Source organism: Pantoea sp. UBA7232, assembly GCF_002473195.1.
Lineage (GTDB): Bacteria > Pseudomonadota > Gammaproteobacteria > Enterobacterales > Enterobacteriaceae > Pantoea > Pantoea eucrina.
Window position 1 is genome coordinate 401,157 of sequence record NZ_DKTK01000006.1, and the last position, 16,493, is coordinate 417,649.

General features: G+C 55.5%; 13 protein-coding genes. 8 read left to right on the forward strand and 5 right to left on the reverse strand.

What is annotated here, in order from left to right:
- The 4 genes from B4056_RS05250 to serS all read left to right on the forward strand — a co-directional run.
- On the forward strand, nt 1-1,654 hold a 1,654-nt coding region (locus B4056_RS05250), incomplete at its 5' end, for a DNA translocase FtsK (protein ID WP_288654035.1).
- A gap of 178 nt (nt 1,655-1,832) precedes the next feature.
- On the forward strand, nt 1,833-2,444 hold the full coding sequence (lolA, locus tag B4056_RS05255; RefSeq protein ID WP_039383538.1) for an outer membrane lipoprotein chaperone LolA: 612 nt from the start codon (nt 1,833-1,835) through the stop codon (nt 2,442-2,444).
- 7 nt (nt 2,445-2,451) lie between these two features.
- Nucleotides 2,452-3,798 carry a replication-associated recombination protein A gene (locus tag B4056_RS05260; protein ID WP_113655673.1) on the forward strand — a complete coding sequence of 449 codons (1,347 nt, stop codon included), beginning with the start codon at nt 2,452-2,454 and terminating at the stop codon, nt 3,796-3,798.
- Between the two features lie 96 nt (nt 3,799-3,894).
- Complete coding sequence (gene serS, locus B4056_RS05265) at nt 3,895-5,187, forward strand: serine--tRNA ligase (protein ID WP_094111486.1); 1,293 nt, start codon at nt 3,895-3,897, stop codon at nt 5,185-5,187.
- 158 nt (nt 5,188-5,345) lie between these two features.
- Here serS and B4056_RS05270 read toward each other — a convergent pair whose 3' ends face one another.
- The gene (locus B4056_RS05270) at nt 5,346-5,492 is read right to left on the reverse strand and encodes a hypothetical protein (RefSeq protein WP_158530719.1); all 147 of its coding nucleotides are present in this window, start codon (nt 5,490-5,492) and stop codon (nt 5,346-5,348) included.
- Between the two features lie 13 nt (nt 5,493-5,505).
- On the opposite strand from B4056_RS05270, the gene B4056_RS05275 reads away from it, so the two are divergent.
- On the forward strand, nt 5,506-6,657 hold the full coding sequence (locus tag B4056_RS05275) for an MFS transporter (protein ID WP_039383545.1): 1,152 nt from the start codon (nt 5,506-5,508) through the stop codon (nt 6,655-6,657).
- A gap of 39 nt (nt 6,658-6,696) precedes the next feature.
- Here the strand turns inward: B4056_RS05275 and pflA are convergent, their stop codons facing one another.
- From pflA to ycaO, 4 genes are all read right to left on the reverse strand, one after another.
- Nucleotides 6,697-7,437: a pyruvate formate lyase 1-activating protein gene (gene pflA, locus B4056_RS05280; protein WP_039383546.1), complete on the reverse strand. Its 741-nt coding sequence runs from the start codon at nt 7,435-7,437 to the stop codon at nt 6,697-6,699.
- 147 nt (nt 7,438-7,584) lie between these two features.
- Complete coding sequence (gene pflB / locus B4056_RS05285; RefSeq protein ID WP_150034543.1) at nt 7,585-9,867, reverse strand: formate C-acetyltransferase; 2,283 nt, start codon at nt 9,865-9,867, stop codon at nt 7,585-7,587.
- A gap of 61 nt (nt 9,868-9,928) precedes the next feature.
- Nucleotides 9,929-10,789 carry a formate transporter FocA gene (gene focA, locus B4056_RS05290; protein WP_094111484.1) on the reverse strand — a complete coding sequence of 287 codons (861 nt, stop codon included), beginning with the start codon at nt 10,787-10,789 and terminating at the stop codon, nt 9,929-9,931.
- A gap of 257 nt (nt 10,790-11,046) precedes the next feature.
- Nucleotides 11,047-12,810: a 30S ribosomal protein S12 methylthiotransferase accessory factor YcaO gene (gene ycaO / locus B4056_RS05295; protein WP_094111483.1), complete on the reverse strand. Its 1,764-nt coding sequence runs from the start codon at nt 12,808-12,810 to the stop codon at nt 11,047-11,049.
- A gap of 313 nt (nt 12,811-13,123) precedes the next feature.
- Here ycaO and serC point away from each other — a divergent pair, with 313 nt between their 5' ends.
- The 3 genes from serC to cmk all read left to right on the forward strand — a co-directional run bounded on the left by serC (nt 13,124) and on the right by cmk (nt 16,454).
- Nucleotides 13,124-14,209, forward strand: coding sequence for a 3-phosphoserine/phosphohydroxythreonine transaminase (gene serC / locus B4056_RS05300; RefSeq protein ID WP_039383552.1), 1,086 nt, complete (start codon nt 13,124-13,126; stop codon nt 14,207-14,209).
- Between the two features lie 79 nt (nt 14,210-14,288).
- A complete protein-coding gene (gene aroA, locus B4056_RS05305; RefSeq protein WP_113655670.1) occupies nt 14,289-15,575 on the forward strand; it encodes a 3-phosphoshikimate 1-carboxyvinyltransferase in 1,287 nt (428 codons plus the stop codon).
- A 198-nt stretch (nt 15,576-15,773) separates the two neighbouring features.
- On the forward strand, nt 15,774-16,454 hold the full coding sequence (gene cmk, locus B4056_RS05310) for a (d)CMP kinase (RefSeq protein WP_071668700.1): 681 nt from the start codon (nt 15,774-15,776) through the stop codon (nt 16,452-16,454).
- Nucleotides 16,455-16,493: the final 39 nt, after the last annotated feature.

Consider the following 16,493-nt stretch of genomic DNA (forward strand, 5'->3'; position numbering starts at 1 on the left):
ACCGGCAGCAGCACCAGCCGCGCAGTGGCAGCAGGCAGCCGAACTAGCCGTAGAGTGGCAGCAGCCAGCTGCACCGGCAGCAGAGCCTGCCGCAGCACCGGCCGTACCGGCGCAGGATAGTCTGTTTCACCCTTTCCTGGTGCGTCATGAACGACCGCTGGAAAAACCTTCCACGCCGCTTCCGGTACTTGAGCTGCTGACGGCTCCTCCGGAAGAAGAAGAGCCGGTGGATATGTTTGCTCTGGAACAGACGGCGCGCCTGGTAGAAGCGCGTCTGGCTGACTACCGGGTAAAAGCGGAAGTGGTAGGGATCTCTCCGGGTCCGGTGATCACCCGCTTTGAGCTCGATCTGGCGCCGGGCGTTAAAGCGGCGAGGATCTCAAACCTTTCCCGCGATCTGGCGCGTTCACTGTCAGCCGTGGCAGTGCGTGTGGTAGAGGTGATCCCCGGTAAACCTTACGTTGGACTTGAGCTGCCGAACAAACATCGTCAGACGGTCTATCTGCGTGAAGTGCTGGATTGCGATAAGTTCCGCGATAATCCTTCTCCTTTGTCAGTGGTGCTGGGTAAAGATATCTCCGGACAGCCTGTTGTCGCCGATCTGGCAAAAATGCCACACCTGCTGGTTGCCGGTACTACCGGTTCCGGTAAGTCGGTTGGCGTTAACACCATGATCATCAGTATGCTCTATAAAGCGACCCCGGAAGAGGTGCGCTTTATCATGATCGACCCGAAAATGCTTGAGCTGTCAGTTTATGAAGGGATCCCGCACCTGCTTACCGAGGTGGTCACCGACATGAAAGACGCTGCTAACGCACTGCGCTGGAGCGTGGTGGAGATGGAGCGTCGCTACAAACTGATGTCTGCGCTGGGCGTACGTAACCTCGCCGGTTATAACGAAAAAATTGAGCAGGCTGCGGCGATGGGCCGTCCGATTCCCGATCCGTTCTGGAAGCCGGGTGACAGCATGGACATGACGCCGCCCGTACTCGAGAAGCTGCCCTATATCGTTGTGCTGGTGGATGAGTTTGCCGACCTGATGATGGCGGTGGGTAAAAAGGTAGAAGAGCTGATAGCGCGTCTGGCGCAGAAAGCGCGTGCTGCCGGTATTCACCTGGTGCTGGCAACCCAGCGTCCGTCGGTTGACGTGATTACCGGTCTGATTAAAGCCAACATTCCTACGCGTATCGCTTTTACGGTATCAAGTAAGATTGACTCGCGTACCATCCTCGATCAGGGCGGCGCAGAATCGCTGCTGGGAATGGGTGATATGCTCTATATGCCACCTAACTCCTCAATGCCGGTACGCGTCCATGGCGCATTCGTGCGCGATCAGGAAGTTCATGCTGTCGTGCAGGACTGGAAAGCGCGCGGACGCCCGCAGTATATCGACAGCATCACCGCGGGCGAGGAGAGCGAAGGCGGCGCAGGCGGGATGGATGGTGATGAAGAGCTCGATCCGCTATTCGATCAGGCCGTCTCCTTTGTGGTTGAGAAACGTCGCGCCTCTATCTCTGGTGTACAGCGTCAGTTCCGTATCGGCTATAACCGTGCGGCACGTATCATTGAGCAGATGGAAGCGCAGGGGATTGTTTCTGAGCCGGGCCATAACGGTAACCGCGAGGTGCTTTCGCCGCCACCACATGAAATGTAACGCCGGCTGACAGCACAACTTTCCTGATGGGCCAGTTAACAACTGGCCCATTGTTTATCTGTTGCGCAATCCCCATATCTTTGGGACCTTTCGGCTTTTTCTTCTGTCGAAGAGACAATACGGCAACTACGTTTAATAGCAGTGAGTATCAGGAACAGTGAATAAGGAATCGAATCAGATGAAATTACGCGTTATTGCCTGTGGCCTGCTGGCCGGTTTTGTTTCAGCATCAGCGCTGGCGGATGCCTCCGGCGACCTGCAGCAGCGCCTGAACAAAGTAAACAGTTTCCATGCCAGCTTTAGCCAGAAAGTCACCGACGGCAGCGGTGCCAATGTGCAGGATGGTGAAGGCGAGCTGTGGGTTAAGCGTCCCAGCCTGTTTAACTGGCACATGACGGCGCCGGATGAGAGCGTTATTGTCTCCGACGGTAAAAACCTGTGGTTCTACAATCCGTTTGTTGAACAGGCCAGCGTGAGCCTGCTGCAGAATGCCACCAGCAATACGCCATTTATGCTTATTGCCCGCAATCAGCCCAGCGACTGGAAGCAGTACAACATCAAACAGCAGGGTGACAGCTTTGAGCTGACGCCAAAAAATAGCGACGGCAACCTGAAACAGTTCACCATCAACGTATCGTCATCGGGCACTATCAATCAGTTCAGCGCGGTTGAGCAGGATGGCCAGCGCAGCAGCTACCAGCTGAAGAGCCAGAAAAATGGTGCTATCAGTCCGGATAAATTTACCTTTACGCCACCAAAAGGGGTAACGGTAGACGACCAGCGTCAGTGAGGTTGAGTTGAGTAATCTCTCTCTGGATTTTGCCCCTTCAAATGCGTTTAAACCGCTGGCCGCCAGAATGCGGCCTACGACGCTTCAGGAGTATATCGGCCAGCAGCATCTGCTGGCCCCTGGTAAACCGCTGCCGCGGGCGATTGAAGCCGGGCAGCTGCACTCGATGATTCTGTGGGGACCGCCGGGCACCGGCAAGACCACGCTGGCAGAGATCATCGCGCACTACGGTAATGCTGATGTGGAACGCATCTCAGCGGTCACGTCAGGCGTAAAAGATATTCGTGAGGCGATTGAGCGCGCCCGGCAAAACCGCCACGCCGGCCGCCGCACTATCCTGTTTGTGGATGAGGTCCATCGCTTCAATAAAAGCCAGCAGGATGCCTTTCTGCCACATATCGAAGATGGCACCATCACATTTATCGGTGCTACCACGGAAAACCCTTCGTTTGAACTCAACTCTGCGCTGCTGTCGCGTGCGCGCGTCTATCTGCTCAAATCACTGACGACAGAGGAGATTGAGCAGGTGCTGGCGCAGGCGATGGAAGACAGCACTCGCGGCTATGGTGACAGTGATATCGTGCTGCCTGACGCCACGCGCCGGATGATTGCCGAACTGGTAAGCGGTGACGCGCGCCGTGCGCTGAATACGCTGGAAATGATGGCAGATATGGCAGATGTCAGCGCGCAGGGCAAGCGGGAGCTGACGCCGCAGCTGCTGACCGAAGTGGCTGGCGAGCGTGCGGCGCGCTTTGATAACCAGGGCGATCGCTTTTACGATCTCATCTCGGCGCTGCACAAATCGGTGCGCGGCTCTGCGCCCGACGCGGCGCTCTACTGGTACGCCCGGATTATTACCGCCGGCGGGGATCCGCTCTATGTCGCACGGCGTCTGCTGGCTATCGCCTCGGAAGATGTCGGAAATGCCGATCCGCGCGCCATGCAGGTAGCCATTTCAGCCTGGGACTGCTTTACGCGCGTCGGGCCGGCAGAAGGCGAGCGTGCGATTGCACAGGCGATTGTCTATCTGGCATGTGCGCCGAAAAGCAACGCAGTGTACACGGCTTTCAAAGCGGCGCTGCGCGATGCGCGCGAGCATCCTGATTACGATGTGCCGGATCATCTGCGTAATGCGCCGACAAAGCTGATGAAAGAGATGGGGCTGGGTAAAAGCTATCGCTACGCGCATGATGAACCCAACGCCTATGCGGCCGGCGAAGTCTTTTTCCCGCCGGAAATGCGCGATGTCCGCTATTACCATCCTGTGCCGCGCGGACTGGAAGGAAAGATCGGTGAAAAACTCGCCTGGCTGGCTGAGCAGGATGAAAATAGCCCGATAAAACGCTACCGCTGATAAACGCGTTACGGTAAGGTGAGTAAGGAATTCATTGCATTCCAGTGGGATGCAACCCCTCATTTTTCAATCAACCTTTTATTACACAGGATAAGCATGCTCGATCCCAATCTGCTGCGTAACGAGCCAGACGCAGTCGCAGAAAAACTGGCACGCCGGGGATTTAAACTGGATGTGGATACGCTGCGCTCCTTAGAAGAGCGCCGCAAAGTACTGCAGGTCGAAACCGAAAATCTGCAGGCTGAGCGTAATGCCCGATCCAAATCCATCGGCCAGGCAAAAGCCCGTGGGGAAGATATCGAGCCGCTGCGTCAGGAAGTGAATACGCTGGGTGAACGTCTGGATGCGGCAAAAGCGGAACTGGATGTGCTGCAAAATGAGATCCGCGATTTTGCGCTGGCGCTGCCCAATCTGCCAGCTGATGACGTTCCTCTGGGTAAAGATGACAGTGAGAATCTGGAAATCAGCCGCTGGGGTGAGCCGCGCCAGTTTGATTTCCCGGTAAAAGATCACGTAGAGCTGGGTGAATCTGTTAAAGGGCTGGATTTTGCCGCCGCTGTTAAACTGACCGGCTCTCGCTTTATCGTCATGCAGGGCCAGATTGCGCGTCTGCATCGCGCTCTGAGCCAGTTTATGATCGATCTGCACACGCAGGAACATGGCTACCTGGAAACCTATGTGCCGTATCTGGTTAACCACGATACGCTGTATGGCACCGGGCAGCTGCCAAAATTTGGCGAAGATCTGTTTCACACCAAACCGCTGGGTGAAGAAGCGGGCAGCAGCAACTATGCGCTGATCCCTACCGCGGAAGTGCCGCTGACCAACCTGGTGCGTGATGAAATCGTTGAAGAAGAGAGTTTGCCGATCAGGCTGACCGCGCACACGCCCTGTTTCCGCTCTGAAGCGGGTTCATACGGCCGCGACACGCGCGGGCTGATCCGTATGCACCAGTTTGATAAAGTGGAAATGGTGCAGATCGTGGCGCCAGAAACCTCTATGGATGCGCTGGAAGCGCTGACCGGTCATGCGGAGAAAGTGCTGCAGCTGCTTAATCTGCCATACCGTAAAGTGCTGCTCTGCACCGGCGATATGGGCTTTGGCGCGGTTAAAACCTACGATCTCGAAGTCTGGCTGCCGGCGCAGGATACCTATCGTGAAATCTCTTCCTGCTCCAACATGTGGGATTTCCAGGCGCGTCGTATGCAGGCACGCTGCCGCAGCAAGAGCGATAAAAAGCCGCGTCTGCTGCACACGCTGAACGGATCGGGTCTGGCGGTGGGGCGTACGCTGGTCGCGGTTCTGGAAAACTATCAGCAGGCAGATGGCCGCATTGCCGTACCGGACGTACTGCGTCCTTATATGGGCGGTCTGGAGTATATCGGCTGATTGTCCGCTAATTAAAAGAACCCGGCTCTGGCCGGGTTTTTTTATGGGCGATGCCGTGCGCAGCAATCCGATTTTGCGGCAAAGCTATCACAAATAAACGTTATCGAAGAGAAGCAGCGGTTAAGCGCTAAAAATCTGTAAATTCATAGCGATAGATTTTAATTCCGCTCTGGCGATGATGCTTCTAACCTCCTGAAGATAAAAAAAATAAATTGTTCAGCAGCAAATTGTGCGGTGCTGTTTTTCTGTTCGTTGACTTTCCATTTTCCAGTGGCAAACTGCGCGCAATTCTCGCTTCTTTCCATTGGTTTTATCCTTATGCTTACCTGGTCGCGCCCCGTCCTGCTGCTGCTCTGCGGCTTAATGCTGATGACGGTTTCTATCGCTGTGCTTAATACGCTGGTGCCGCTCTGGCTTGCCCATGAGCAGCTGCCTACCTGGCAGGTAGGGATGGCGAGTTCCGCCTATTACACCGGTAATCTGGCAGGCACGCTGCTGGCTGGCTGGCTGATTGCGCGCTACGGCTTTAATCGCTGCTTCTATTTCGCCAGCGTGCTGTTTGCCCTGGCGACAATGGGAATGGTGCTGCTGGAAGGCTTCTCCAGCTGGACGCTGCTGCGCTTCAGCGCCGGCGTGGGCTGCGCGCTGATCTGGGTAGTGGTTGAAAGCGCTCTGCTCTGCAGCGGTACGGTGCGTAACCGCGGTCAGCTGCTGGCTGCCTATATGATTGTCTATTATCTCGGTACGGTAGCCGGGCAGCTGCTGGTCAGCAGCGTGTCCACTGAACTGCTGCACGTGATCCCCTGGGTCACGGCACTGATTGTCTGCGCTATGCTGCCATTGCTTTTTGTGCAGGTGAGCACGGCCGGAGAGAGCGAAGAGGCGTCCACTACGCGTATCTGGAGCATGCTGCGCCGCCGCAGTTCACGTCTGGGCATCAATGGCTGCATCATATCCGGCATTGTGCTGGGCTCGCTCTATGGACTGATGCCGCTCTATCTGTCGCATCGCGGTATGAGTGACGCCTCAGTAGGCTACTGGATGGCGCTGCTGGTGAGTTCCGGTATTATCGGACAGTGGCCCGTCGGGCGTCTGGCCGATCGCTTTGGCCGCCTGATGGTCCTGCGCGTGCAGGTGTTTGTCGTGATCCTCGGCGCCGTGGCGATGCTGGGCGATACGGCGATGGCGCCGGCGCTGTTTGTGCTGGGGCTGGCAGGCTTTACGCTCTATCCGGTTGCCATGTCATGGGCCTGTGAAACCGTTGCGCACCATGAGCTGGTGGCGATGAATCAGGCGCTGCTGTTCAGCTATACCGTGGGCAGCCTGGTGGGGCCGGCAATGACTTCAATGCTGATGCAGCGTTACTCTGACCAGCTGCTGTTTGTGATGATTGCTGCGGTGGCACTGGTCTATCTGGTCATGCTGCTGCGCAAAGCCGATCATCATGCGACGCCGGTGGCGCACGCCTGACAGGTGTAAATATCAGAGAGCAGGTCGCGCGCGCGGGTTTTAGTACATCACGCTGTGCCCGTAGCCTGCCAGAATCGCTTTAATCCGCTCCATCGTCTCTCTGGCTGGTGGCCTGACGCCAGCCAGCTGGTACGTTTCCCCCATAGCTTCCCATTTATGCTTGCCCAGCTCGTGATAGGGAAGCAGCTCTATTTTTTCCACATTCTGCATGTCAGCGGTAAACCTGCCGAGGCGGTGTGCAGAGTCGTCATCATCTGAATAGCCCGGCACAACCACGTAGCGGATCCAGGTGCGTTTGTTTTTCTTCTGCAGGTAGCGGGCAAAATCGAGCGTGCGGTGATTGGAAACGCCGACCAGAATTTCATGGATCTCATCGTTAATCTGTTTCAGATCGAGCATCACTAAGTCGGTGACCTCCAGCAGCTCATCGATTACCGGATCGTAGCGCCGCACAAAGCCGTTGGTATCAAGGCAGGTGTGAATGCCCGCCTGCTTACAGGCGCGGAACCAGTCGCGCACAAATTCAGCCTGCAGGATCGCTTCTCCGCCGGAGGCGGTCACACCACCGCCTGACGCGTTCATATAATGGCGACAGGCGATCACATCCCGCATCAGCTCTTCAACCGTCGCTGTTTTACCCGCGTGAGTATCCCAGGTATCGCGATTATGGCAGTAGAGGCAGCGCATCAGGCAGCCCTGAAAAAAGGTGATAAAACGGATGCCAGGACCGTCAACGGTCCCGCAGGATTCAATAGAGTGAATGCGACCGACAGCAGACATAGCGATGGTTCTCCGGTTTGGCCTGTTTCAGGCAGCACAATCTCTGTTGTGCTCAGCAGGGAAGTCCGTTTTGCCAGCGTTCCCGCGTCAGCACGCTGGCAAAACGGACTCTGAAGCAGGGCTCCTGTCAGGGAGCCCTGTTTATCATCAGAGTGAGGCAGTGAAGGTCCGGGTGATCACATCCTGCTGCTGCTCCCGGGTCAGCGAGTTAAACCGTACCGCATAACCTGAAACGCGTATGGTGAGCTGCGGATAATTTTCCGGATGCGCCATTGCGTCCAGCAGCATATCGCGATTCATGACGTTAACATTCAGATGCTGACCGCCTTCCAGCGCCGCTTCATGATGGAAATAGCCATCCATCAGGCCCGCCAGGTTTGATTTTCGTACCTCATCATTTTTGCCGAGCGCGTTGGGCACGATAGAGAAGGTGTAGGAGATACCATCTTTTGCATAGGCAAACGGCAGTTTAGCCACCGAGGTCAGCGAGGCCACGGCACCTTTTTGATCGCGTCCGTGCATCGGGTTAGCCCCCGGACCAAACGGCGCACCGGCGCGGCGGCCATCCGGGGTATTACCGGTTTTTTTACCGTATACCACATTTGAGGTAATGGTCAGCACGGACTGGGTCGGCGCGGCATTGCGATAGGTCTGCAGCCGCTGAATTTTCTTCATAAACCGCTCTACCAGGTCGCAGGCCAGATCGTCTACGCGCGGGTCGTTATTGCCAAATTGCGGATAGTCGCCCTCAATCTTAAAGTCCGTGGCCAGCCCATCCGCATCACGCACCGGTTTTACCCGTGCATATTTGATGGCGGAGAGGGAGTCTGCTGCCACCGATAACCCGGCAATACCACACGCCATGGTGCGATAAACGTCGCGATCGTGCAGCGCCATCAGCGCAGCTTCATAGCTGTATTTATCATGCATGAAGTGGATAATGTTCAGCGCAGTGACATACTGCTTCGCCAGCCAGTCCATAAAGTGATCCATACGCGCCATGACCGTGTCAAAGTCGAGTACTTCATCAGTAATCGGCGCTTCTTTCGGTCCGACCTGCATTTTGAGTTTTTCATCAACCCCGCCATTGATAGCGTACAGCAGCGTTTTAGCCAGGTTGGCGCGTGCGCCAAAGAACTGCATCTGCTTGCCGACAATCATTGGGCTGACGCAGCAGGCGATAGCGTAGTCGTCATTATCAAAGTCAGGACGCATCAGATCGTCATTTTCATACTGCAGCGACGAGGTATCGATGGAGACTTTAGCCGCATATTTCTTAAAGTTGAGCGGCAGCTTCTCGGACCAGAGAATGGTCATGTTGGGTTCAGGGGAGGGACCCATGGTGTACAGCGTATTCAGGAAGCGGAACGTATTTTTGGTCACCAGGGTGCGTCCGTCAACGCCCATACCGGCGAGTGATTCGGTCGCCCAGATAGGGTCGCCTGAGAAGAGCTCATCATATTCCGGCGTGCGCAGGAAACGCACCATGCGCAGCTTCATGACCAGATGGTCAATCAGCTCCTGCGCCTGCTCTTCGGTGAGCCTGCCAGCCTGCATATCACGTTCAATATAGATATCGAGGAAAGTAGACACGCGGCCAAACGACATGGCGGCACCGTTTTGCGATTTTACTGCCGCCAGATAACCAAAGTAGGTCCACTGTACCGCTTCCTGTGCGGTGGTAGCCGGCAGCGAGATATCACAACCATATTTTGCCGCCATCGCTTTGATCTGGCCCAGCGCGCGATGCTGTTCAGCGATCTCCTCGCGCAGGCGAATAGTGGCTTCCAGATCCACGCCGTTTTCCATATCGTGCTGCAGCGATGTGAACTGCGCCACTTTGTCCTGCATCAGATAGTCAATGCCGTAGAGCGCAACGCGACGGTAATCGCCGATGATACGACCACGGCCGTAGGCGTCAGGCAGGCCGGTCAGGACGCCTGATTTACGGCAGCGCAGAATATCGGGTGTATAGACATCAAATACCCCCTGGTTATGGGTTTTACGGTAATCCGTAAAGATTTTTTTCAGCGCCGGATCGAGTTCGCGACCGTAGACCTTACAAGAGCCTTCCACCATTTTGATGCCGCCAAAGGGAATAATGGCGCGTTTCAGCGGTGCTTCAGTCTGCAGCCCAACGATGGTTTCCAGAGATTTATCGATATAACCTGCGTCGTGCGAGGTAATGGTTGAAGCCAGATCGGTATCAAAGTCCACCGGTGCATGCGTGCGGTTTTCAATTTTGATCCCTTCCAGCACGCGGTTCCACAGTGCCGTTGTGGCGGGGGTGGCACCCGCGAGAAATGCTTCATCGCCTTCATACGGCGTATAGTTCAGCTGGATAAAGTCGCGTACGTTGACGCGGGTTTTCCACTCGCCGGCCTTAAATCCTTTCCAGGCTGCTGCCATTTTTTCATTCAGTTCGGACATGATATACCTGCCTTATGTAAGGAGACTTTCTTGCCGGACGCATCGCTGCCCCCGGCCGCAATCACGCTGCCGGCGCGGAGCCGCGCAGATAAATAACCCAGTAAGTCAATCCAACCAGCACACCACCGCCAAGAATATTGCCGAGCGTAACCGGGATCAGATTGTTGAAAACGAAGTCGCTGAGATTGAGTGCCGGAAACTGAGCGGCATTGGCGCCGGTGATCTGCCAGAATTCCGGTGCGGCAAAATCGCGGATCAGGATGGCCATCGGGATCAGAAACATGTTGGCGATGCTGTGCTCGAAGCCGCTGCCAACAAACATCGCCACCGGCAGAATCATGGCAATCATCTTGTCAGTCAGGCTGCGGCCGGAATAGCTCATCCAGACGGCCAGGCAGACCAGCAGATTGGCCAGCGTACCCAGCGCAACGGCCTGTATAAAACTGTGATGCATCTTGTGATCGGCGGTTTGCAGCAGATTAAGACCCCAGGCACCCCCGGCAACCATATGCTCACCCGCCAGCCAGATCAGCATGACGAAAAAGAGCGCGCCGCACAGATTACCGATGTAGACATTGAGCCAGTGACGGGCCAGCTGCAGCCAGCTGATACGCCCGCTGGCTTTAGCCACGACGATGAGCACCGTTGAGGTAAAAAGATCGGCCCCGCATACCACTACCAGCATCAGACCCAGTGAAAAGCAGATGCCCCCGATCAGCCTGGCTATGCCCCAGGGCAGCGGCGCGCTGCCGGTGGTTGCAGTGATATAGAACACAAATGCGATTGAGATAAAGACGCCGGCGGTAATGGCCAGGAAAAAGGTTGTCAGGGGATGTTTAGTCGCTTTATAGACACCCGCTTCTTCAGCAACTTTAGCCATTGCCGCAGGCAGTAAAGCATTAAAGGGGTTGTCAGCTTTCACGCTTACGCTCTCCGTAACAGGTCTGAGGAGATGCTAACAAAGCGGGTGAGCAGCGGAATTGATATGGATCATCTTTGAGCGGAAGAGGAGAAGGAATGCAGCGTTAAAATCACTTAAGCTAATGAATATATTATAAAAAAATAATTTTAAACTTTACATTATTATTTTAATCAGCATTTCATACGGTTAAAAAAACCGGTATGTCCGTTTGGCCATACCGGTTTCAGATGAGTCAGCAAACCACGCTGGCGCGGCGGTTATGCAGCGGACCAGTAGCGACGTTTTGCCGCCTGCAGTTTTTCATAGGCGGCCAGCAGCGCCTGATGGGCAGGCAGCGCATGGAGATCTTCATCAATGGCCTGCAGACCATAAAACGGCGCTTCACCGCTCAGCGCAGCGGATGCGGCATCAACTGCCGCCTGACCATACATCCGGACAAACGCACGATGATACTGCACCGGTTCACGCTCGTCTTCCATGGCCAGCAGCAGCAGCGTCTGCAGGCAGCGGTAGTAATTAGCACGCTCCGCGCTGAAAATAGACTGGTTGAACTCCATGGTCCACTCCGTCCAGATCAGCGCCTGATCGAGATCGCCTCCCGCCAGCGCCAGCATCGCTTTTAGCTCGCCAATACGCAGCGTGTACCAGCCATTATCTTTACCGGTGGCAAGGCCCAGCAGCTCACGCACGCGGGTAAAGTCGTCATGACCCTCTTCATCCAGCTGTTCAATGAGTGCCAGATACTCCTCAGGCTGCCACTCACTGGCCGGCAGCGCCAGCAGGGTTTCGCGCAGTGAAGCGCCCATGTTGTTATTCGCCAGCAGCAGATCTTCAGCCGGATAGATATCAGACATGCCCGGTACGATAATGCGGCAGGCATACACGTCCAGATGTTCGTAATCTGCGATATAGACTTCTTTATCTTCCGCAGCGAAGATCGCCATCAGCGTAGCGAACTCCTCCTGAGTGGTACCGGCAAAGCTCCAGTCCACAAACGGATAGTCTGCCTCATCTTTAAACATATCCCAGGAGATCAGGCCGCTGGAATCGATAAAGTGCGTCTCCAGGTTGGCATGTTCAGCCACTTCTTCATCGTCAAAAGTCGGTGGCGTGAAGACATCGAGATCCTTGAGACCCCGACCCTGCAGAAGTTCGGTAACGGTACGCTCCAGCGCCACGCCAAAGTCAGGATGGGCACCAAATGAGGCGAAGCAGGTGCCATTGGCCGGATTGAACAGCACCACGCAGATAACCGGATAGTTGCCACCCAGAGAGGCGTCATAAGCGAAGATAGGAAAGCCTTCTGCTTCCAGGCGTCCGATAGCTTCAATGACATCAGGATAACGCTGCATCACCTCAGCCGGAATTTCCGGCAGGCTGATAGATTCAGCGATAATACGGTTTTTAATATGACGCTCAAAAACCTCAGACAGCCCCTGTACGCGCGCTTCATTAGCGGTATTGCCTGCGGACATGCCGTTGGAGACATAGAGGTTGCCGATAATGTTCATCGGGATATAAACAGTCTGCTGATCGGACTGGCGCGTAAACGGCAGGCCGCAAATGCCGCGCTCTGTATTACCGGACTGCAGATCGATTAAATCAGCGGCGCTCAGGCTGTCGTCCGGATCGTAGAACTTACGCAGGCGCGCATCAAGAATGCCTTCAGGCAGGCTTTCATCAGCCGGCAGAGGAAACCACTTCTCATTGGGATAGTGAACAAAATCGCCATTCGCGATGGATTTGCCCAGCCAGAAGTCTGCGAAAAAGTAGTTGGTTGAGAGACGCTCAAAATATTCACCCAGCGCGGAAGCCAGCGCCGCTTTTTTACTCGCGCCCTTGCCATTGGTAAAGCAGAGCGGGCAATCGCGATCGCGAATATGTACGGACCAGACGTGCGGAACCGGATTCAGCCATGAAGCCTCTTCAATATTAAAACCCAGATCCTGCAGCTTCTGCTGGAAACGGGCGATGGAGTCTTCCAGCGCAGCATCTTTTCCTGGAATAAACGTTTGCGTCATAGTGGCGCTCTCTCAAGTCGATAAGGTGGGCGTAAAGCGCGCAATAATACGGGTTTTACCGCAGTGGCGCTATCATCGCCGGCATTTTCTCTCTGCATGACGCCGGTACGGACAGCAGCGGGCCGCTGCCGCGCAGGCCTGGTGCAGCCCGCCTCACAATATCCCGCAGTGCGTTACATTTGTAATATAAGCTGCGGCGGAGCGGGCGCCAGAAATGTGATCGCGGCCGGATAAATGATTGCAGCCGCCCGGAGGCAATGATAAAACCGGGGGAGAGATTCATAACCGTTCAAGCTGAGAGTGGTGAGGGGACATGACGCAGGTTTACAATTTTAGCTCCGGCCCGGCAATGCTGCCGGTGGAAGTACTTCGTCGCGCAGAGCAGGAGCTGACCAACTGGCATGGTTTAGGTACGTCAGTGATGGAGATTAGCCACCGCAGTAAAGAGTTTATGGCCGTGGCGGAAGCGGCGGAACAGGATTTTCGCGATCTGCTTAAAATCCCGGCCAACTACAAAGTTTTATTCTGTCACGGTGGCGCCCGCGCGCAGTTTGCGGCTGTCCCGGGTAACCTGCTGGGTGAAGCGACCACTGCTGATTATATCGATGGCGGCTACTGGGCACACAGTGCAATTAAAGAAGCAGAAAAATATTGCACGCCAAACGCGATCGACATCAAAACCACGCTGGACGGCAAGCGCGCGCTGCTGCCGATGCGCGACTGGCAGCTGAGCGACAGTGCTGCTTACGTGCATTTCTGCCCTAACGAAACCATTGATGGTCTGGCGATTGATGAAGAGCCCGATTTTGGCGACAAAATTGTGGTTGCCGATCTCTCTTCTACCATTCTTTCCCGGCCGATCGATGTCAGCCGCTATGGCGTAATTTATGCCGGTGCGCAGAAAAATATTGGTCCGGCAGGACTGACGCTGGTGGTGGTACGTGAGGATCTACTGGGCAAAGCACAGCGCCATGTTCCTTCCATTCTTGACTACAGCGTGCTGGCAGAAAACGACTCAATGTTTAACACGCCGCCCACCTTCGCCTGGTATCTTTCTGGTCTGGTCTTTAAATGGCTGAAGGAGCAGGGCGGTATTGGTGAGATGGATAAGCTGAATCAGGCAAAGGCTGAACTGCTCTATGGCACCATTGATAACAGCAGTTTTTATCGTAATGAGGTTGCCAGCGCAAACCGCTCGCGTATGAATGTGCCGTTCCAGCTGGCGGATGCCTCACTTGATGCACTGTTCCTGGAAGAGTCGCTGAAAGCAGGCCTGCATGCGCTGAAGGGCCATCGTGTCGTAGGCGGTATGCGCGCGTCTATCTACAATGCCATGCCGCTGGAAGGCGTTAAGGCGCTGACTGAATTTATGACAGAGTTCGAGCGTCGCCACGGCTAATCTGTGTTTCACGCCAGCTTGTCTGGTATCAGGCCCCGTCACCAGACGGGGTTTCGTATTTTTGGAGATTTCGTTTCACATGCAGGACTCCCTCACTCTTCAACCGATTGCCCGCATCGACGGCACGGTCAACCTGCCGGGTTCAAAAAGCGTTTCAAACCGTGCACTGCTGCTGGCCGCGCTGGCTAACGGCACAACGCGTCTGACTAACCTGCTGGATAGCGATGATGTAAAGCACATGCTTACTGCGCTGCAGGCGCTGGGCGTCAGCTACACGCTTTCTCCTGACCGCACCGTATGCGAAGTCACAGGCAACGGTGGCGCCCTTCATGCGCAACAGCCGCTGGAGCTGTTTCTCGGCAACGCGGGTACCGCTATGCGTCCACTGGCTGCTGCACTCTGCCTGGGCGATCACGACGTGGTATTAACCGGTGAGCCGCGCATGAAAGAGCGTCCTATCGGTCACCTGGTCGATGCGCTACGTCAGGGCGGTGCCAGAATTGATTATCTGGAACAGAGTGATTACCCACCGCTGCGCCTGAACGGTGGATTCAGTGGCGGCGACGTCAGCGTAGACGGCAGCGTCTCCAGCCAGTTCCTGACTGCGCTGCTGATGACGGCACCGCTGGCGCAGCAGGATACCTGTATCACGATCAAAGGCGAGCTGGTCTCTAAACCGTATATTGATATCACGCTGCATCTGATGCGCTGCTTTGGCGTAGAGGTTGAAAACCAGAATTATCAGCGCTTTATTGTGAAAGGCCAGCAGCAGTACCAGTCACCGGGCGATTATCTGGTGGAGGGTGACGCCTCTTCAGCCTCCTATTTTCTCGCCGCAGCAGCCATTCGTGGCGGCACCGTTCGGGTTACCGGCATTGGCCGCAACAGCGTACAGGGCGATATTCGCTTTGCTGACGTGCTGGAAAGCATGGGTGCGGTTATCGAGTGGGGGGATGACTATATCGCCTGTACGCGTGGCGAACTGAACGCCATCGACATGGATATGAACCACATTCCGGATGCTGCGATGACTATCGCGACGACGGCGCTGTTTGCGCGGGGCACAACGCTGATGCGTAATATTTACAACTGGCGCGTGAAAGAAACCGATCGGCTGGCGGCGATGGCAACTGAGCTGCGTAAAGTGGGTGCAGAAGTCGAAGAGGGCCACGATTTTATCCGGATTACACCACCTGCGCAGCTCCGGCATGCGGATATCGGCACCTATAACGATCACCGTATGGCGATGTGCTTTTCGCTGGTCGCGCTGTCCGATACGCCGGTAACAATTCTCGATCCCGGCTGCACGGCCAAAACGTTTCCGGACTATTTCCAGCAGCTGGCAAAAGTCAGCCACGCCTCCTGATAGCCCGATCCGGCGCGCTGGCGCCGGATCGCTTTGTACTCCGCTGGTCTTTCTGCACAGAAATTCATCTGAAAAAGCGCAAACTGTCACCGCTGTCGGTGTGCGGGGGTAACTAACCGGCCGCAGGCAGCGTATACTACTGCGCAATTCAGATAGTCTAAGAGACTGTTAATAAGCAGGCTGTAACAGGAGAGAACAATGACGGTAATCGCCCCGGTAATTACTATCGATGGCCCAAGCGGCGCAGGCAAAGGGACATTATGCAAAGCGATGGCGGAGTCATTGCAGTGGCACCTGCTCGATTCTGGCGCGATCTACCGCGTGCTGGCGCTCGCCGCGCTGCATCACCAGGTAGATATTGAATCTGAAGAGGCGCTGGTACCTATTGCCGCTCATCTTGACGTGCGTTTTCTTTCGGCTGACGGCGAGATGCAGGTGGTGCTGGAAGGTGAGGATGTGACCAGCGCGATCCGCACGCAGGAGGTAAGCAACACCGCCTCACGCGTTGCAGCCTTTCCGCGCGTGCGCGAAGCGCTGCTGCGTCGCCAGCGCGCTTTCCGTGAAGAACCTGGCCTGATTGCCGACGGGCGTGATATGGGCACGGTGGTATTCCCCGATGCGCCAGTGAAGATTTTCCTTGATGCCAGCCCGGAAGAACGTGCTCAGCGACGTATGCTGCAGTTGCAGAAAAGCGGCATTGATGTTAACTTTGAGCGCCTTTTATCCGAGATAAAGGAACGCGACGACCGCGATCGTAATCGCGCTATCGCCCCTTTAGTGCCTGCCGCTGATGCTCTGGTGCTGGATTCAACCAGCATGTCGATTGAGCAGGTGATTGAGCAGGCGCTTGATTACGCCCGGCAGAAACTGGGTGTATAATCTTTCGGTGACAGAATTGCTGTAACCCTGTAACCCTGT